Source organism: Niastella soli, from assembly GCF_017742245.1.
Taxonomy (GTDB): domain Bacteria; phylum Bacteroidota; class Bacteroidia; order Chitinophagales; family Chitinophagaceae; genus Niastella; species Niastella soli.
This window is the reverse complement of the sequence record NZ_JAGHKO010000003.1, coordinates 117,235-135,973: the sequence shown is the minus strand read 5'-3', so window position 1 is coordinate 135,973 and position 18,739 is coordinate 117,235. Positions and strand designations below refer to the sequence as shown.

At 46.3% G+C, this 18,739-nt stretch carries 13 protein-coding genes; 6 read left to right on the top strand and 7 right to left on the bottom strand.

Annotation, left to right across the window (positions count from 1 at the left end; translation table 11 throughout):
- Positions 1-72: 72 nt before the first annotated feature.
- Entirely contained in the window at positions 73-3,144 is a 3,072-nt protein-coding gene (locus J7I42_RS14620; RefSeq protein ID WP_209139565.1) for a ligand-binding sensor domain-containing protein, read from the bottom strand.
- A 218-nt stretch (positions 3,145-3,362) separates the two neighbouring features.
- Here J7I42_RS14620 and J7I42_RS14615 point away from each other — a divergent pair, with 218 nt between their 5' ends.
- The gene (locus J7I42_RS14615; RefSeq protein WP_209139564.1) at positions 3,363-4,598 is read left to right on the top strand and encodes an RsmB/NOP family class I SAM-dependent RNA methyltransferase; all 1,236 of its coding nucleotides are present in this window, start codon (positions 3,363-3,365) and stop codon (positions 4,596-4,598) included.
- A 4-nt stretch (positions 4,599-4,602) separates the two neighbouring features.
- Here J7I42_RS14615 and J7I42_RS14610 read toward each other — a convergent pair whose 3' ends face one another.
- From J7I42_RS14610 to mnmA, 3 genes are all read right to left on the bottom strand, one after another.
- Positions 4,603-6,594, bottom strand: coding sequence for a S8 family peptidase (locus J7I42_RS14610; RefSeq protein ID WP_209139563.1), 1,992 nt, complete (start codon positions 6,592-6,594; stop codon positions 4,603-4,605).
- Positions 6,595-6,631: 37 nt separating this feature from the next.
- A complete protein-coding gene (locus tag J7I42_RS14605) occupies positions 6,632-7,405 on the bottom strand; it encodes a hypothetical protein (RefSeq protein ID WP_209139562.1) in 774 nt (257 codons plus the stop codon).
- Between the two features lie 138 nt (positions 7,406-7,543).
- Positions 7,544-8,647, bottom strand: coding sequence for a tRNA 2-thiouridine(34) synthase MnmA (mnmA, locus tag J7I42_RS14600; RefSeq protein WP_209139561.1), 1,104 nt, complete (start codon positions 8,645-8,647; stop codon positions 7,544-7,546).
- A gap of 173 nt (positions 8,648-8,820) precedes the next feature.
- Here mnmA and J7I42_RS14595 point away from each other — a divergent pair, with 173 nt between their 5' ends.
- Both J7I42_RS14595 and J7I42_RS14590 read left to right on the top strand, forming a co-directional pair.
- The gene (locus J7I42_RS14595; protein ID WP_209139560.1) at positions 8,821-11,424 is read left to right on the top strand and encodes a M14 metallopeptidase family protein; all 2,604 of its coding nucleotides are present in this window, start codon (positions 8,821-8,823) and stop codon (positions 11,422-11,424) included.
- Between the two features lie 138 nt (positions 11,425-11,562).
- Entirely contained in the window at positions 11,563-12,000 is a 438-nt protein-coding gene (locus J7I42_RS14590; RefSeq protein ID WP_209139559.1) for a single-stranded DNA-binding protein, read from the top strand.
- 92 nt (positions 12,001-12,092) lie between these two features.
- On the opposite strand, the gene J7I42_RS14585 is transcribed toward J7I42_RS14590, so the two are convergent.
- The 3 genes from J7I42_RS14585 to J7I42_RS14575 form a co-directional block, all read right to left on the bottom strand.
- The gene (locus J7I42_RS14585; RefSeq protein WP_209139558.1) at positions 12,093-12,437 is read right to left on the bottom strand and encodes a DUF5615 family PIN-like protein; all 345 of its coding nucleotides are present in this window, start codon (positions 12,435-12,437) and stop codon (positions 12,093-12,095) included.
- Positions 12,434-12,661 (bottom strand): DUF433 domain-containing protein, encoded by a 228-nt coding sequence (locus J7I42_RS14580; RefSeq protein WP_209139557.1) that lies wholly within the window; start codon positions 12,659-12,661, stop codon positions 12,434-12,436. Before J7I42_RS14580 ends, J7I42_RS14585 begins: the two co-directional genes overlap by 4 nt.
- A gap of 152 nt (positions 12,662-12,813) precedes the next feature.
- On the bottom strand, positions 12,814-14,127 hold the full coding sequence (locus J7I42_RS14575) for a hypothetical protein (protein WP_209139556.1): 1,314 nt from the start codon (positions 14,125-14,127) through the stop codon (positions 12,814-12,816).
- A 313-nt stretch (positions 14,128-14,440) separates the two neighbouring features.
- Between J7I42_RS14575 and J7I42_RS14570 the strand changes: the two genes are divergently transcribed.
- From J7I42_RS14570 to J7I42_RS14560, 3 genes are all read left to right on the top strand, one after another.
- Positions 14,441-15,844, top strand: a complete 1,404-nt coding sequence (locus tag J7I42_RS14570) for a Gfo/Idh/MocA family protein (RefSeq protein ID WP_209139604.1) — start codon at positions 14,441-14,443, stop codon at positions 15,842-15,844.
- Between the two features lie 215 nt (positions 15,845-16,059).
- A complete protein-coding gene (locus J7I42_RS14565; protein WP_209139555.1) occupies positions 16,060-17,139 on the top strand; it encodes an Ldh family oxidoreductase in 1,080 nt (359 codons plus the stop codon).
- A gap of 222 nt (positions 17,140-17,361) precedes the next feature.
- Positions 17,362-18,687, top strand: a complete 1,326-nt coding sequence (locus tag J7I42_RS14560) for an aspartate kinase (protein WP_209139554.1) — start codon at positions 17,362-17,364, stop codon at positions 18,685-18,687.
- The last annotated feature ends 52 nt before the right edge of the window (positions 18,688-18,739 follow it).

Here is an 18,739-nt window from a genome sequence, read left to right as displayed (position 1 = left end):
ATGTAACTATGTTATACAACTAAGTGGTATCGCTCATTGGGGTGAGTTTGTTAGGTATTTTGCTTATAGCTCCTATGAAAGCGGAAAATACACTTTAACAACAGTACCCTTACCTACGAATGATGACACACTTATATCCCCCTTCCATTTTTCAATCCGGTTCCGGATATTTTTAATGCCATTGCGATGGGTAACGGTGCTGGTATCAAAGCCCTTGCCATCGTCATTAATACTCATATGTAAGAACCCCTTTTCAATCCATACCTTTATTTGCACCTGTCTGGCACTGGCATGCTTGTAAATATTATTGATGGTTTCCTTGAATATTAAAAAGCAATCGCGCCGTTGCTCCATGTTCAGTTTATACCGTTCAAATTGTTCATCCAGATGCAGGGAATAGCAAATATTGGCAGCATCAAATACCTCCGCCGCGTAGCGGCGCATACGGGCCACTGTTTGTTCCAGTGTATCGTTCTTGGTGTTAATGCTCCAAACAATATCGTCCAGGGCCTGGCTTGAATTGTGCACTTCTTCAGCGATTCGATCGAGAAAAGTGCCGGCCTCTTCTTTTTGCAACAGGTTCTTTTTACTCAATTCCGACAAAATGCTGATATTAGTGAGCGTAGTGCCTATATCATCGTGCAGATCGGTGGCAATACGGTCACGTACCTTTTGTAATTGCAACAGCTGGTTAATGCGGTACCGGTAAATAGCATATAGAATACCCGCCAGTATCAGCATGCACAAAATAATAAACCAGCCGTTTCGCCAGAAAGGCGGATCAATAATAATAGTAAGCCTGGTAACCGGACTGTCATCATTCAATTGCTGCGCCGCCTTTACTTCAAACACATAGGTGCCTGGCGGCAGGTTAGTATAGGCAACATAATTTCTATTACCCGCATCGATCCATTTATTGTCGTAACCGGCTAACTGATAATAATAATTGAACCGGCGGGGCGAAACAAAATCCATTGCCGTAAAACTGAATGAGACCTCATTTTGCCGGTAAGGCAGACGCAGCATCTTTTTGTAAGCCATCCCCGTATCGCTGATCAGTGGCTGATTATTCACCATAGCCTGGGTTATTACCACTTGCGACGGTTGATTGGCCAGGGTGATCTGGCCCGGTTGAAAGATCGTAAGCCCCTTGATGCCGCCAAACATCAGCATACCATTGGCCGCTTTATGATAAGCACCTGTATTGAACTCATTGCTTTGCAAACCATCCTCTACCAGAAAAATCGTAAAGGCCGACCGGTTAACCGTCATCAAATTGACCGGAGGCACGAACCGGCAAATGCCTTTATTTGTGCTTAACCACAAAGACCCCTGCTCATCTGGAAGCAGGCCATATACCGTGTTATTGGGTAATCCCTGATCATCAGTGATCGTATAGCTTTCACCAGTGTTCAGGTTGAAGGCAATAAGACCACGTCCCAAGGTCCCTATCCACAAAAAAGGATGCTGATACCAGCCACATTTGAAAATAGTTTCGCGTGCATTCAAACTATCCAGCGTTCTATTCTGTTTTGAAAATAACTGACCGGTTTGCGTATTCAGGAACTGTATACCTCTTTTTTCATATCCTATGCATAGCGTGGTGTCGTTAACCCGGGTCAGAAAGCGCACATTATTTTCCAGGGTGCGGTTTTCAGCACTGCTTGTGTTATAGTTCCTGATCAATCCTCTTTGTTTATCTATCAAACACAAGCCACTGTTTCGCGTACCAGCCCATACCTGGTTGTTTTGGGCGGGAAGCATACACCAAATGGTATGATCGGGTATATGGCCAAAGCCTGCGCCATCCGGATAGAACCTGTTCTTTATTTTTTTGCTGAGTGCATCCACGATCAACAAGCCATTGCCCTGGGTACCCACCCATATATCGCCTTGTACATCAGTATACAGGGAAACAACCCGGTCATAATTGCCCTGTGCTTTGGGCGCCGGCGGGTAATGAAAGGGTTCAAACGTATTGGTGCGCATATCGGCAAAGGTGAGCCCGGTGCTGCTGGTCCCAATCCATAAAGCCCCCTGGCGGTCGGTAGTAATGGCCCGTACCTGTTCAATGGAAATTTTTTCCGGCACATTATTACTGGTCAATAAGGCGAAATTATTCAGTCGTTTATCGTAATGACTCACCCCGCCCCCATCGGTGCCGATCCAGATGCCGCCATGCCGGTCTTGCTCTATGGATAAAATATCGTTATAACTGATGGAAAAGGGGTCCTTCTTATTGGTTACATAATGACTGACGGTAGTTTTATCCGGATCGATCACATACAACCCATTGCCATAGGTGCCTACCCAAACCTGGCCCGTGGCATCAACTTTTACCGATTCGATCACCAGAGTGGCAGGTAGTGTATTTCTGCCACCATAACCGGTAAAGGGAGAGAAACCTGGCGACCCTTCTCTTTTTATCAACAGGCCTTTACCATAACTCCCTAACCACAACGTTTTGTGTCGGTCCTCATCCATCGCGCTGTATGAAATACCCTCCCTCGAAGGTGGTGTTACCTCAGAAAACGGAGCTCCGGACAAATTAATTAAAGCGTAGCCGCTGTTTGTTAACACCCAAATGTTTTGCTGACTGTCTTTAAAAAGGTATTGTATAACCCTGTTAGGGCAATCTACATTCCCATATTCATAATGATCCACCTTATTGCCAGTAAGATCATATCGGTACAAGTCGTTGTTCTCCGTTCCAATCCACAGACAATTATTATCTTCATGGAATACACAGGTCACCGGGGGCAGCACCAGATTGTCAGCACCGATAGTTCTAATGGGGGTAAATGTTTCATCATACAGATTGAATCTTTCCAACCTCCCGCCGCTGGTGATCAGCCACAGCGTATTATGAAGGCCGTTTACGATCTTCCCCAGCCTGCCACCGGTAGTGGTGGTAATATCGTCGAAGTTCTTTTTAAAAATAACGGGTTCACGACCGTCATAGCGGTTCAGGCCATCCTGGGTGGCCAGCCATAAAAAACCGGCATCGTCGGTAGCAATATCAATCACGCTGCTTTGCGAAAGACCTTCATTGATACTCATGTTCCGGAAGGAAAAAGGAACAGCCTGGCTCCAGACAGGCAGTTGCAGTACAAGCACATATGATAGCAACAACCATTTGCGCATTTCAGCAGTAAGATTGAACGCTTAAGTTATTACATTTTGGGCAAAAAGGGATGAGGTCCGCGTATATACTGCGTTTATCCAGTATACAGACCCGCACTGATAATGGGGTTTCAGTGCGAGTCCAGTGCGGGTTCAGTGCGGGTTTTAAGCCTATTTAGGCCTGTTCCCATACTGTATACATACTGTTTCATACCCTTACTTCAGTATCTTGCACCCGCATGAAGTACTTCTCCCATTTAAACACCGCGGTTCAAATACTGCAACAATACAATGGCAGCCAACCGTTTGGGAGTTTTATAAAACAATTCTTTAGCCAGCACAAGAAATACGGTTCCAAAGACCGCAAGAATATTTCGCACCTGTGTTATGCCTTTTTCCGGTTGGGAAAAGCGTTGCCACAATTACCGGCGGAAGAACGGATCATCACCGGTTTGTTCCTGTGCAGCAACGAACCAAATGAACTGCTGCAGCACCTGCAGCCAGACTGGAACGGGAAAGCACAGCTGCCATTAGCAGAAAAAATTCAACTTATTGAAACTCACCACTCCCCATGCACGATTTATGATCTTTTTCCCTGGAAGGATGAAATAAGCGAAGGTCTAAATTATGAATCTTTCTGCGCCTCCTTTCTCACCCAGCCCGATCTTTTCCTACGGTTGCGCCCCGGCAAGGAAGCGGTGGTAAAAAATAAATTGCAACAGGGAGGAATCGTTTTCCGGGAAATAGGCCCCTTCTGTCTGGCCCTGCCCAATGCTTCTAAAATAGATACAATTATTGAAACAGACCGCGAAGCGGTGGTCCAGGATTTTAGCTCGCAGCGAATTGGAGAATTGATGGAGTTTATCAGGGGCGCCTATGCCAAGGCTCCGCTCAGGGTGTGGGATGCCTGCGCGGCCAGTGGCGGTAAGTCCATTCTGGCCAGTGATATCTTCCCCCGCATTGACCTCACTGTTTCGGATGTTCGCAAATCTATTCTCATCAATTTGGAGAAACGTTTTGCTACAGCAGGTATCAGGAATTATCATACGTTTGTAGCAGACCTCTCCGCCTCAAACGTCATTAAAAATACATCCCTCCTTCGCCCCTCCTTCGCTAAAGCTTCGGAGGGCAACCAAGGCTCCGGCGGGCAAGTATTCGACCTTGTGATCACCGACGTTCCCTGTAGTGGTTCGGGCACCTGGGGCCGCACACCGGAGCAGTTGTATTATTTCGAACCCCAACAAATTGAGCGGTACAGCTCCCTGCAAAAAAAGATCGTACAGCAGGCCATTCAGCATATAAAACCCGGCGGCTTTTTGTTGTATTGTACCTGTTCGGTATTTAAAAAAGAAAACGAAGAAGTAGTGGAATTTATCCAGCAACAGCAATCCCTCTCGTTATTAAAAACAGCGTTGCTGACTGGTTATGATCAAAAGGCCGATACCTTGTTTGGTGCCGTCTTTCAGAAAAGATAAGCAATTATTTCTTCAACACCTTGCGCCCATACATTCTTTTATCATTGTTGTATAAAGTCACTTCATAAATCCCCGTATTCCAACCGGTGGTTATAACGGAGGTACTGAAATAACCAGCTGGCTTATTGGCTTTTTGGGTAAACATAACACGCCCCATCATATCGGTAATTTTTATACCCATGTTTGGGATCGCCTCGGGTGTATTTAACACCACCAGCAATTGCTGATCGAAAGGACTGGGCATAACCATCAGGGTGTTATCGGGGAAACAAACAGCCGTATTGTTTTGCTGCAGGTTGGCTATTTCAATGGTAGTATCAACAGACCGCATAGTTTGCAGTATTCGGTATTGCATGGGGCCGGCACCGGCGGTCTTTAAAGTATCATTATAGTTATAACTTTTGGTAGTAAACGCCCCGGAGGCAGCATTGATCTGACTGAGCGTGCTATACCCTGTTTCACCTGGTAATTTTCTTTGCAGGGTATATACGGAGCTGGTATCATCCTTGCTTTTCCAGCTTACGGAAACAATGCAGTTATTAAATTCCACACTGGCGCTGGCAAACTGTTTGGTAAGCAGGGGGATGGCTTTTTTAAAGTTCGGGATACCATAGCCAAACCTGAAATCGGGATTGGCGCTTTTACTGGCGCTTTGTTGCACGGCATTGATGACCTGCATATTTGATAACTCAGGGAACATCTGCCACAAACAGGCAACCATCCCAGCCATATTGGGGCAGGCGTAGGAAGTTCCGCTGCCGGAATAGGGCAAACCAGTAATATAATTCGTTATCACCGCATTTTCACCCACGGCCACTACGTTGGGTTTTAATAACCCGGCGCCATTGGGTCCCCAGCTGCTTGAACTTGCAATGTTCCCATTTACATCAATGGAACCAATAGTGAGCACACTATCTGCATCTGCCGGGCAGGAGATATATTTTGTGTCGTCGGATAATCTACCGTCGTTGCCGGCAGCCACCACCACCAGGATGCCTTTTTTAGCAGCCAGGTCAGCGGCCCGGGTGATCATGGAAGTATTGCCATTGCGTTGTGCATAGGAGTGATCATAGCTGGCATCGTCAAAATGATTATACCCCAGGGAAGTAGAGATCATATCGACTCCGGCACTATCAGCAAATTCGGCTGCCACGGCCCAGTTCTGTTCTTCCACCGGGTACTCGGTAGTATCATTTTCAGTCCTTAACAAGTAGTAACTGGCATGAGGCGCTGTACCTACCAATACGCCCGGCCAGTTTGAAGCCAGCAGGGATAAAACGTTGGCGCCATGAGGTATGTCTTCATTTACACTTGCTTCGTTTGTTACATAATCCCAGGTACCCAGAATGCGGCCCTGCAACCGCACGCTGTCAAACACGGGATTATTCAGGTAATTCCTGAACCCGCCATCAATGACGGCAATGGTCATCCCCCGGCCTGAAAAGCCAAGGTTATGCATAAAGTCGGCATTATGAATATGGATCTGGTTGTACATACTGCCATAATTAAAAGCAGTAGTACTGCCGGTTGGTCCGTATTCCTGGTTAACAGCCACCGGCGCCTGTACAGAATTATTGGTCAGTATATTGGAAATGCTATTGGTGCTTTCACGTTTCCCAACGCTGCTCGCCTTTTTTACAAAAGGCAACGCATTGATGCCCGCCAGCGCCGAGTTTATTGTGATCCAGCTAGTAGTGTCTATTTGTACCAGCACCTGATTCAGCCATTTGCTATTGTTTATTACTCTAATAACATAAGGGACATTGCGAAGGGCCTGAATGTAAGCCGGGTTCACCGGCAGATCGGTAGAATCGAAGGGCCTTGTCTGATTAATGCGCCGGGTAATTGATTTGGCAGATAAATAAGCCGAGGGGTCCGAAAGCGTATAAGGCGTTCCTTTTTTATCAGTTAACTCCACAAGGTACCGGGACATTTTAACTTGTGCAATCCCGGTAGTGGCTATCAGTATTAGTACCAGCGTAGCTATTCTTTTCATGGAAGGTGACTGTTTATGGTACCGCCCTCTATTGTTATTAATTATGATCGAGGATGCTCATGGTGATGCCAAAACCCTGCCGGTAAGCCGTTTGGCCGTTGTTTCCGGGCTGGAATTCCCACACCGCTACTTCTTTATACACCAGGCCAATACCCCGGGCATATTTCTCCACCCACAGGCTTTTAGAAGCTGCCGCATCACCCGTAATAGGCAGGTTGGATGAATCGGCTATCTGCGTAACAGCAATGGTGCTGTCGTAATTCTTATTATTGATGGTTAAAGAAGCGCCTACATCACTATAGGTATAATCCCAGTTTTGTATATCCTGGTCATTACTGAATTCGTAAAACTCAGCATAAGGTTTATCAGGTAAAAAGCCATTGCCATGCCAGCTGGCGCCGTCCTTTATTGGTTTTATAAGTTTTATATACCGGAAGTTGCCTTCCTTCATTTCAATATTCTGGTCAGAAGGGGTTACTACGTAAGTGAGTATGCCTACCCAGTCAACTTCTTTGGTACTGTTCCAATCGCGGAGATAGCGTACAATCCGCCAGCCGGGACGGCCCAGGTTATCGGTAATTGGTCCCTGTACCACATCCTTGGCCTGGTAGGTGACCATCGTGTCCCGTCTGTTATAATCTGTAAACCGGAGAGAATCGTACCGGTATAATATGTATTTACCTGTTTCCAGCTTCAGATAATCCGTTACTGCATCAGAGGTAAGATCATCATTTTTTTTATCGCAACTGCTTAACCAGATGCATCCAAACAGGATACCGGCGGAGATTAATGAGATAAAACATTTCTTCATACAACGATTTGTAAAACAGCGAGTTTGTTACTGGACAAAAATAGGGGCGCTTTTGTTGCAGCCATGAAATTAAAAAACCACCCCGATTGAACCGGGATGGTTTGTAACGTATATTAAAACTTATTTATTGCCTGTAAATCAGGCTATTTGTCCGCGCTGTATCACACCGCCGCCGATCACATCATCTCCTTCATAAAATACCGCGCTCTGACCGGGGGCAATACCCTTGGCATAATGGGAGAACTGTACCTGCACCCCGTTGGGATGGTTGTACAAGCTGGCCATAGCGCCCTGATCTTTATAACGGATCTTGGTAAGTGCTTCCATACCATCCGTTATTCCCTCGTATTTTATCCAGTTTATTTTGCTGACCACCATATCCTGGCGGTTCAGGTCATCTTCATCCCCCAGCATCACCGTATTGGTCTCAGGAATGATGTTGGTTACATATACTGGTTTTCCAAAAGTGATATCCAGGCCTTTACGCTGACCAATGGTATAAAATGGATAGCCTTTATGTTTACCCAACACTTTGCCTGTTTTATCAATAAAATTACCGCCCGCTACCTGCTCTTCCAGTCCTTCCACTTTTCTTTTCAAAAAGCCACGGTAATCATTATCTGGAACAAAGCAAATTTCATAGCTCTCGCTCTTTTTGGCCAGTTCGGGATAACCATAGTCAAGCGCCATTTGGCGAATGGCCGTTTTATGATAAGTGCCCAGGGGTAATAACGTACGGCTCAGCAGGTCTTGTTGCAGGCCCCACAGTACATAGCTCTGGTCCTTGGTCTCATCCTGCCCTTTGCTGATGTAAAAGCGGCCATTATCATGTTGATGTACATTTGCGTAATGACCAGTGGCAATAAAATCGCAGCCCAGTGCATCGGCCCTTTTTAACAGGGCGCGCCATTTAATATGGGTATTGCACATTACGCAGGGATTGGGTGTGCGGCCAGCCAGGTATTCATCAACAAAGTTCTCGATCACAAAATCACCAAACTCGTCGCGAATGTCGAGAATATAGTGGGGGAACCCATGCTGCACGGCAGCCATGCGGGCGTCGTTGAAAGAATCGATATTACAACAGCCGGTCTCTTTTTTACCGCCGCCACTGGTGGCATAATCCCATGTTTTCATGGTAATACCTACCACTTCATATCCCTGATCGTTGAGCATCAGGGCAGTAACGGTACTATCGATACCGCCACTCATCGCCACTAAAACTTTTCCTTTCCGGCTCATAACCTTAAAAAATTAGCTTGCAAATATACAATTAATAGCCCAAAGGGGGGAATTACGCCGCCTGGCAGGCTTTCAGAGGTAATAACACAAAAGCCCTTAGATTGTTGATTTAAAGGTTTTTTTAGTCTCTTTTGTGTTATCTTCCCATTGCAACATTAACAACCAAAAAAATTATGAGAAAACCCGATCTGTACAGTCGCGTAGCGGCGATTGTATCCTGTTTGCTGCTCTTTTTCCATTTCTCGCCGGCCCAGGACCTCAATTATTATTTACCCGACAGTGTAACATATAACCCCGCTATTCCCAAACCCAAAGACATTATTTATCATGAACCGGGCGAGTGGCATGTTACCCACGATCGCCTGGTGAATTATATGCAGGCCCTTGCCAAGGCGGCTCCCGACCGGATAAAGCTGGAAATGATGGGCTTTACTTATGAAAGCCGTCCGCAGGTGTTGCTGATCATTACGTCGCCCCAAAACCATCAGCGATTGGAAGCCATCCGTGAACAGCACGTTCAGTTAAGCGATCCGCAACGGTCGGCCGGCGTTGACATCGAAAACATGCCTGTTGTTGTATATATTGGTCACTCCATTCATGGCAATGAATCGAGCGGGGCCAATGCCGCACTGGTTAGCGCTTATTACCTGGCGGCAGCCCAGGGAAAACAAATAGATGACCTGCTGCAAAATGTGGTGATCCTTTTTGACCCTTCTTTTAACCCCGATGGATTGCAACGCTTTTCCACCTGGGTGAACCAGCATAAAAGCAAGAACCTGGTTACCGACCCGGATAGCCGGGAATTCAACGAAGTATGGCCGGGCGGCCGGTTCAACCATTACTGGTTCGATCTGAACCGCGACTGGCTGCCACTGGTACATGTAGAAAGCAGGAACCGCCTGCAATGGTTCTATAAATGGCGACCAAATATCTTAACCGATCACCACGAACAGGGCAGCAATGCCACTTTCTTTTTTCAACCCGGTGTACCATCGCGGGTTAATCCGTTAACACCTGCCGGCAATCAGGAGCTTACTGGTAAACTCGCCAAATATCATGCGGCATTCCTCGATCGTATTGGTTCGTTATATTTTACCAAAGAGAATTACGATGATTTCTATTATGGAAAAGGTTCTACCTTTCCTGATATCAACGGGGCCATTGGTATTTTGTTTGAACAGGCTTCTTCACGCGGTCATGCGCAAAAAACGGAGAATGGCATTCTGCGTTTTCCTTTTACCATCAAAAACCAGTTCACCACTACCCTCTCAACACTCGAAGGCGCCAAAGCATTACGAAAAGAATTCCTCAATTACCAGCGCGATTTCTATAAGAATGTCTTAGCAGAAGCCGCCACAGCGCCGGTAAGAGGGTATGTATTTGGAAGCACGCGCGATAAAAGTAAAACCAACCTGTTTGTGGAGATGCTTCGCCGTCAACAAATAGACGTATACGAACTGAACAACCCGCTGCAAGCTGATGGTTATTCCTTTGAAAAAGGAAATGCCTATGTAGTGCCTGCCAATCAAAACCAGTACAAAGTGATCAGGGCCATTTTTGATAAAACGCTTTCTTACAAAGACAGTCTGTTTTACGACATCACCGCCTGGACCCTGCCACTGGCCTTTGGATTACCTTATGCAGAATTGAACGCTACCCGCTTTACCAACTCCCTTATGGGAACCAGGGTTGATAAACCTGTTGCGCCCACCGGCAGTGTAGCGGGTGGCAAAAGCAATTACGCCTACCTGTTTGAATGGGATGAACATTATGCACCCCGTGCTTTGTATGCCTTGCAGGAAGCAGGCGTTATTACCCGTGCTTCCGCCGGCATTTTTGAAATACCCGTTAACAACGGTACCCACAAATTTAATTATGGCACCATCTGCATTCCGGTAAAAAGCCAAACCATGGATGCCGACAAATTATACGAGTTGATCAAAAATGCGGTAGAACCCAATGGTATTACCGCTTATGCATTGCAAACGGGCAATGCCATCAGCGGCAGCGATCTGGGCAGCTGGAAAATGCGGCCCGTAGCTCAACCCTCCATTGCTATGATAACCGGTACTGGCGTAAATGCTACCGATGCCGGCGAGATCTGGTATCTGCTCGATCAGCAGTTCAACATCCCATCCACTCATTTGGAAGTGCCTACCTTTAACCGCTGCGATCTGAGTAAATACAATACCCTGATCATGGTAGGCGCCACGTATGGCACCCCGTACAACAACCTCGACAAAGAAAAGCTTCGCAGCTGGATACAAGCCGGCGGCACTTTAATTGTTACAGAAGAAGCGGTACAATGGGCTGCACAAAATGGGTTCACCAATATTACGTTCAAGAAGCCAAAAGAAGATACCGCCAAACAGATCGCTTATACAGAACGCGAGTACCGCACCGGTGCGCAAAAAATGAATGGCGCCATCTTCAGGGCAGCTACCGACCTGAGCCACCCGCTTGCGTACGGTTACAACTATCCGTTTGTTGACCTGTTCAAGGCCAATGCCGTTTACCCTGAGCGAAATAAAAACCCTTATTCCAACCCATTTGTGTATGGTGACAGACCCTTACAAAGTGGCTTTGTGACAAAAGAAAATTATGATGCCATAAAAAATTCAGCGGCGGTGCTGGTGAATACCGTGGGCAATGGCCGAGTGATCTCCATTGCCGACAATCCTAATTTCAGGGCTTTTTGGCTGGGCGGCACCCGGTTATTTATGAATGCCATTTTCTTTGGGCGCATAATTGAACCGGGTTCGGGGCGCAATGAATAGCTCGTACCTGTTACGCAATGCTTTAGGCGTCCATTGACAACTTTTCCCCACCTCAAAAACAGAACGTTGCCACTATTGGGGGAAGCCGTAAATTGCCAGACAAAACAATATTTAAGTACGACGCTAAATTTATTAAGTATGATTAAGTTACAAGTAATCGGCAACCTGGGTAAAGATTGTGTTACCAACAATGTGAATGGGAAAACTGTAATGAATTTTACGGTAGCACACACTGAAAGATTCCGTGATGCCCAGGGTAACCAGAAAGACAAGACCATTTGGGTGGATTGTGCTTACTGGAGTGACCGTACGGGTATTGCGCCTTACCTGCGCAAAGGCACCCAGGTATATGTGGAAGGGAACCCTGAGGTAAGAACTTTTACAAAACAAGATGGAACATATGGCGCTTCGCTTACTTTGCGGGTGCTTACTATACAATTATTAGGTGGTCGCCCTGAAGGCGGTGGCGGATTTGGTGGTGGCGATAATTCATACTCAGCCCCTGCTGCACCAAAAGCCCAAGCGCCTTCTGGTGGCGGTGGTTTTAATGAGCCGGTTGATGATCTGCCGTTTTAGTTGTAGGTTGATGAAATTGAGAGCCCTTTGCTTTGCAAGGGGCTTTTTTTTGAAAGGCATTAGCTCTGTTGCCAATAAAATAACGAGTTTATCTATAACTTCCTTATCCTGATTTTTTTTGTTGTAATAGTTGCAAAGAAAGGACGTTCCAAAGTTTGAGTTTTCAAAAGATGCACAATTACCTTGGAAATTTCCTGGTATTCATGAAACGAATATCGCAGGAATAATACACTTAAATCTTTTATATGATGGGCAAACACCCATTCACCGAAATCTTTATCTTCTGTTAAAAGCAAGTAATTATTTTGTAGTGCAATTTGAATTACACTTTCATCCTTAATACCTCTTGTTGTTTCCTGAACAGAAAGAACTTCAAAGCCTGCTTCGCGCAAAGTTTTAATTATAAAACCATGAATGTTCTCATCTGCTAAAATCATGCAGCTGGTATTATTGTTTCATTTGCTGCCATATCTGAGGCATATGCTAAAACGGCGCTGATTGATGCGAAAGTAAGCTGTGGATAGGCCGCAATTAAATCTTCTGCAGTAGCCCCTTCTGACATTTTTTTCAAAACAAGGGCGACAGTAATTCGGGTTCCCTTAACGATGGGTTTACCCAACATTATCGCTGCATTCGATTCTATATAATCTTTGTAGTCCATAAAATATTAAAACACAAGTTAATAATTTTTATAACATCTGGCCTTTATAAAGTTAGAGAAAATTATTTACTCATCAACACTTACAATATATTAGTTCTTAATAATGAAGTTGTAAACTGTGCAGTAGTTCTTGTACTGTGAACAGCGATCTTTCAATTGTGAACCACCTGTTTCGCCTCAAACTCCTTAACCAACTTCTCCACCTCCAACCTGCTCACCGTTTTCTTCTGATCATCTATATCAATAACATACAAATAGCCTTTATTGCCCATTGTGGAAGTAAAAGCGCTTACCAGGTTAAACTGATCGCTTACCAGCAATCGCCCGTTCGATACATTCCACAATTCTTTGGCGCACAAACAGCCCATGGTTGGTGTTAACGGATACCAGGGTTTGTTTTTAAAATACTCAGGATCTATAGTAGTGCCATGCGCTATTATAGAATTACGCCCAAGCTTACCCGCATAAAAGGCTTCTGTAACCGCAGCACTCGTACGCATGGTCGGTGGTAATAATTGCAGGTAGGCCCATAACATATCGCTGGACGGCGTCCATACCGTACTGTCGCCCGCATGAAAATAAGCAGGCCATTTACGCTCATAAGGCATGATCAGTTGCAGATTGGGCGTTGGGCCAATCAATTTATTATAAGTTACAGCGGTGCCCTGAATGCTATATACACCCTGTGGTGTATTGCCATCAGGGATAAAATACGGCAGACCGGAGGCAGAGCGGGCTAACTGTTCAAATACCAGTAACCGTCCTTCGGCCGTTCGCATAAAACTGCCGTCTGCATTTTGAATAATGGCCAGTCCGCCATAATCGCGGCTATGCCGCTGAAAAGAGTAGATCACTTTTTTCTTTACCACCTGCTGATACCTGAATAGCTCAATAAGGTCATTGGTAGTTGGCGGTTTATAGTGCGTATAATTGTTCAGGTATTTATCCAGCTCGGCCAGCAGGGTATTGCTGCTGTAATTGGGAAACTGTTCCCTGATCCTTTTTTTGATGGTGGCGGCATTTACTACAGCGCTATCGTACCGTAAACTGTAAGCTGCTGCAATGGCAAACAACATGGGGTTGGTCTCTTTTGCCAGCAGCAGTTGAATGCTTTGAATATACTGTTCGGGATATACGCCATACACGGTTTCGAGCAGGGCGCGTTTGGTATCGTATTGTAAGGAATCGTACTGAACAAATAATTGAGTAATACCCTGCTGCGTAGTATCGTTGTCGAGCATGAACTGAACTATGGCGCGGCAGGCGGCTTCATACTTATATTCTGTATTGCTGTCGAGGGGCGCTAAAAAAGCTTTGGCCACTACATTCTCGTGCAGGTCTTTTAACAGTAGTTGCCGTTTTTTATATAGCACAAAATCGCTATAAATGTCTTCACGGCGCGGTTGCGCATCAGAAACATATTGTAAAAAAATCAGTAAACAAAGAAGTACGGCCCTACCAATCATAATTGTAAATATACTTTACCTGCTGAAAAAAAATCTTTAATAATCTGTAACTTCAGCAACCAGTACGCGATTAAAAATGCTTACTGGCGGGTATTCAGCAAGAAACGTGCAGTTATTAATTTATTAAGTCCAAGCCGGGATTTTTTGTTTGTGGTTTGGTTTTTGTACCACGCAGCCAGCCCGGCAATACGCCAACATTTCAATATCCTGCAGAATATCCTCCAAGCTGACCTGTATTTCATTTTGCCCCTTTCACCTGTTCAACCTTCAACTAATTAACTCGTTAACTTTTCAACTCGTTAACCTTAACTCTATGTCAAAAGATTACGCATCAACCCGCCGAAAATTCTTAAAGCAGTTAACTGCCACCAGCGCCATGCTGGCTGCTGGTCCCTTTGCTTCTGTTGCCAATCCCGAACAACTGGAAGAACGTATCATCCGATACCAACGGCCTATCAGTCCTAATGACACCATTCGAATAGGCCTTATTGGTACGGGTATTATGGGCCACAACGATCTGCAAACGGCCCTGAAAGTACCGGGTGTTGAACTCGCCGGCGCCTGTGACCTGTACACCGGCCGGTTGGAAAGAATGAAAGAATTGCATGGCAGCAGTTTATACACTACACAAGACTATCGCGAACTACTTAATAAAAAAGACATCGATGCAGTGATCATTGCTACCAGCGATCACTGGCATGCCCGTATTGCTACCGATGCCTTTCGCAAACAAAAACACGTGTATTGCGAGAAACCCATGGTGCATAAATTATGGGAAGGTCTGCCGTTGATAGGTGCGCAGCGATTGAGCAAAAAAGTAATGCAGGTGGGCAGTCAGCGCGTAAGCAGCATTGCCTATATCAAAGCAAAAGAATTATACAATGCAGGCGAAATAGGCGCGCTTAATTGCGTAGAAGCCACCTACGACCGGCAAAGCGCTATTGGCGCCTGGGAATACACCATCCCAACCGATGCTTCGGCGCAAACGGTTGACTGGCGCCGCTATTTGACCGGGATGCCGCAAACAGCTTTCGATCCCAAGAAGTTTTTCTGGTGGCGCAATTATAAAGCATTTGGTACCGGGATGGCAGGTGATCTGTTTGTGCACCTCATCTCAGGCATTCATATGATCACCGATTCTTATGGCCCTACCCGTATTGTATCGAGCGGACAACTCTCTTATTGGAAAGACGGCCGGGATGTACCTGATGTAATGACAGCCATTATGGATTATCCGCAAACCAAAACACATCCGGCCTTTCAGGTAATGTTGCGGGTGAATTTCATCAGTGGTGGTGGCAATAAAAGTAACATCCGGCTGTATGGTACCGAAGGGATGATTGAGCTGGATGGCAATGGTTTTACCATTACCCACAGCCTATTGTCCAAAGCGCCGGGTATTGGCGGGTACGATTCCCTGAACACCTTCCCTACCGCTATGCAGGAAGAATTGAAAAAACAATACAGCGACCGCTGGTCGTCTGATGATCAAAAACGACCTGAAAAAGCACCGGTAAAATATAAAGTGCACGATGGCTATAGTGAACACCTCGATCATTTCACCAATTTTTTCGATGCCATCCGCAATGGCACCCAGGCCAATGAAGGACCAGAATTCGCTTTCCGGGCCGCTGCCCCTTGCCTGGCTGCCAATGACAGCTATTTTCAGAAAAGGATCATTTATTGGGACCCGGTAAATATGAGGCTGAAAGCGTGAGTAATTGAAGGGCAATGGCAAATTGGCAATGGGAAAAGGCAGAAGGCAAACGGCAGAACTTCATCGCGGCAGGAAAACACCTCAGCGCAGCAGGCGAGGCTGAGGGCAGAGAGATCGGGTGAAGCAAGGTCGTTTATTAATTTCAAAGCTCGCGAGCTATTTGCCGTTTCACGTTTGCCGATTCACGGAAGGGAGAAACTTTGTTTCTTTGCAGCATGGCAGAAATAATATACTCGTACCAACAGTTATTCAATTTTACCGAAAAGATATTTCAACACATAGGTTGCCCTTCAGAACAGGCCGCACTGGCCACGGAAGTATTGTTAAACGCCGATCTGCGGGGTATTGACTCACACGGAGTTGCCCGCCTTAGCGGGTATGTTCGTTTGTGGGAAGCAAAACGGGTGAACGCCACCCCTAATATCCGCATTATACATGAAACGCCTTCCACGGCTGTAGTAGATGGCGATAGCGGATTAGGATTGGTGGTGGCTCCCTTTGCCATGCAGGTAGCCATTGAGAAAGCAAAAAAAGTAGGAACTGGCTGGGTAAGTGTGCAAAACAGCAATCACTTTGGCATAGCCGGCTATCATGCCATGATGGCCCTTGAATATGAGATGATCGGGATGGCCATGACCAATGCCAGTCCGCTTGTAGCGCCTACATTCTCTACCGAACGGCTGCTGGGTACCAACCCCATTTGTGTAAGCATTCCGGCTGGCGAAGAGCCTGCTTTCGTGGCCGACCTGGCCACCACCACTGCGGCCAATGGCAAGCTGGAGATCCTGCAACGCAAAAATCTGGAAGCTCCCCTGGGTTGGATCCAGGACAAAGAGGGCCAGCCTTCTACCAACGCCCATGAATTAAAGACCGGCGGCGCCTTGCTGCCACTGGGTGGCGACCGTGAACATGGCAGTCATAAGGGTTATGCATTGGGTGCCGTGGTAGATATTTTCTCCGCTGTTTTAAGTGGTGCCAACTATGGTCCCTGGGTGCCTCCCTTCCCTGCCTATGTGCCCATGCCTACCGGTATGCCAGGTAAAGGCATCGGTCACTTTTTTGGCGCCATGCGGGTAGATGCTTTCCGTCCCGCCGCCGATTTCAAACAACATATGGACAACTGGATCCGTCGTTTCCGCAGCGCCAAAACCGTTGAAGGGGAAGAAAAAGTGATCATTCCCGGCGACCCCGAACGCGAAATGGAAGCCATCCGGATGAAGGAAGGGATCCCTATTCTCGATGTGGTAGTAGCTGATTTGAAAGCAGTTGGTGAGAAATTTGGTGTTACGTTGTAGGAAAAGACAATGGGCAATGGGCAGTGGTGAAAGGCAGGGATCGCCTACGCCAAGGCTTTGGCGGGCGAGGCAGACGGCAGACGACAAACGGGACCTTCGCTTCGCTCAGGTCCTGCCCCCAACCATCCCGGAGCGTCCTGTAGAAGCCGCAGAACCGTGCAAATACAGGCCCCAAACAAATTTCTGTGCCTTATCTTTGCAGCCCTAAATAATATATCTCAGATGAAAATCATGAAGTTTGGCGGTACCTCAGTAGGCAAACCCGAGCGGATGCACCAGGTAGCGCAACTGATCACCAAAGACGTTAGCGAGCCAAGAATTGTAGTGTTGAGCGCATTAAGCGGCACCACCAATTCATTAGTAGCTATTGGCGATGCAATGGCCTCCGGAAACCGCGAGCAGGCCAAGCAATTGATCGATACATTGGAAGCACATTATCAGTCATTTATAAAGGAACTGGTGAAGACGGACAAGCTCTATGTTAAGGCAAAGAGCATTGTATCTGAGCACTTCGAGTTCCTGAACATCATATTAAAAATATCATTCAGTGAAGCCCTTAGCAAGGACATCCTGGCACAGGGAGAATTACTGTCTACTAAATTATTCAGCGTATACCTCGAAGAAAAAGGCATTGACCACATGCTGTTGCCAGCATTGGAGTTCATGACCATCGATGCACAGGATGAACCACAGCTGAGCACTATCAAGGTAAAATTGAATCGCATTCTGCAACAGAACACCGATAAAAAATTATTCATCACCCAGGGTTATATCTGCCGCAATTCACGCGGTGAGGTTGACAACCTGAAACGTGGTGGCAGTGACTATACCGCTTCTTTGATAGCTGCAGCAGCAAATGCTTCTGTTTGTGAGATCTGGACTGACATCGACGGTATGCACAACAACGATCCCCGTATCGTTAAAAAAACAGTACCTGTTGAACAACTAAGCTTTGAAGAAGCTGCTGAGCTGGCTTACTTCGGCGCCAAGATCTTACACCCTACCTGTATTTGGCCTGCCCAACAACAGAAGGTCCCCGTAAAACTGTTGAATACCATGGCGCCTGAAGCACTGGGTACTACTATCACCCAGGAAGCAGGTTCTGTAGGCGTGAAAGCCGTTGCAGCAAAAGATGGCATCATTACTATCAACATAAAGAGCAGCCGTATGCTGCTGGCTTATGGCTTCCTGAGAAAGATCTTCGAAGTGTTTGAAAAATACCGCACCTCTATCGATATGATCACCACTTCTGAAGTAGCTGTATCTGTAACTATCGACAGTGGCAGTAATTTAACTTCTATCGTTAAAGAGCTGGAACCATTTGGCACCATCAGCGTGGAAAATGATCACACCATCATTTCTGTTGTTGGAAATGAAATTGCACAAACCAAAGACATTCTAAGCAAATTGTTCGACGCCTTAACACCCATCCCCGTGCGTATGGTAAGCTATGGCGGCAGCAAACACAACGTGTCTATGCTCGTGCCTTCTTCTTACAAAACACAAACCCTGCAATTGTTGAACAAAGGGTTGTTTGGGTTGGAATAGTGAGTATACACTACCTGGCACAAGCGGTCGCTTGCGCCATTATTGCGAATTT

Excerpts from the sequence above, each read along its gene's own strand:
- J7I42_RS14570 (WP_209139604.1), top strand. The coding sequence starts at position 14,441 with ATGTCAAAAGATTACGCATCAACCCGCCGAAAATTCTTAAAGCAGTTA.
- J7I42_RS14615 (WP_209139564.1), top strand. The coding sequence starts at position 3,363 with ATGAAGTACTTCTCCCATTTAAACACCGCGGTTCAAATACTGCAACAA.
- J7I42_RS14560 (WP_209139554.1), top strand. The coding sequence starts at position 17,362 with ATGAAAATCATGAAGTTTGGCGGTACCTCAGTAGGCAAACCCGAGCGG.
- J7I42_RS14610 (WP_209139563.1), bottom strand. The coding sequence starts at position 6,594 with ATGAAAAGAATAGCTACGCTGGTACTAATACTGATAGCCACTACCGGG.
- mnmA (WP_209139561.1), bottom strand. The coding sequence starts at position 8,647 with ATGAGCCGGAAAGGAAAAGTTTTAGTGGCGATGAGTGGCGGTATCGAT.
- J7I42_RS14565 (WP_209139555.1), top strand. The coding sequence starts at position 16,060 with ATGGCAGAAATAATATACTCGTACCAACAGTTATTCAATTTTACCGAA.
- J7I42_RS14595 (WP_209139560.1), top strand. The coding sequence starts at position 8,821 with ATGAGAAAACCCGATCTGTACAGTCGCGTAGCGGCGATTGTATCCTGT.
- J7I42_RS14580 (WP_209139557.1), bottom strand. The coding sequence starts at position 12,661 with ATGGACTACAAAGATTATATAGAATCGAATGCAGCGATAATGTTGGGT.
- J7I42_RS14585 (WP_209139558.1), bottom strand. The coding sequence starts at position 12,437 with ATGATTTTAGCAGATGAGAACATTCATGGTTTTATAATTAAAACTTTG.
- J7I42_RS14605 (WP_209139562.1), bottom strand. The coding sequence starts at position 7,405 with ATGAAGAAATGTTTTATCTCATTAATCTCCGCCGGTATCCTGTTTGGA.
- J7I42_RS14590 (WP_209139559.1), top strand. The coding sequence starts at position 11,563 with ATGATTAAGTTACAAGTAATCGGCAACCTGGGTAAAGATTGTGTTACC.
- J7I42_RS14620 (WP_209139565.1), bottom strand. The coding sequence starts at position 3,144 with ATGCGCAAATGGTTGTTGCTATCATATGTGCTTGTACTGCAACTGCCT.
- J7I42_RS14575 (WP_209139556.1), bottom strand. The coding sequence starts at position 14,127 with ATGATTGGTAGGGCCGTACTTCTTTGTTTACTGATTTTTTTACAATAT.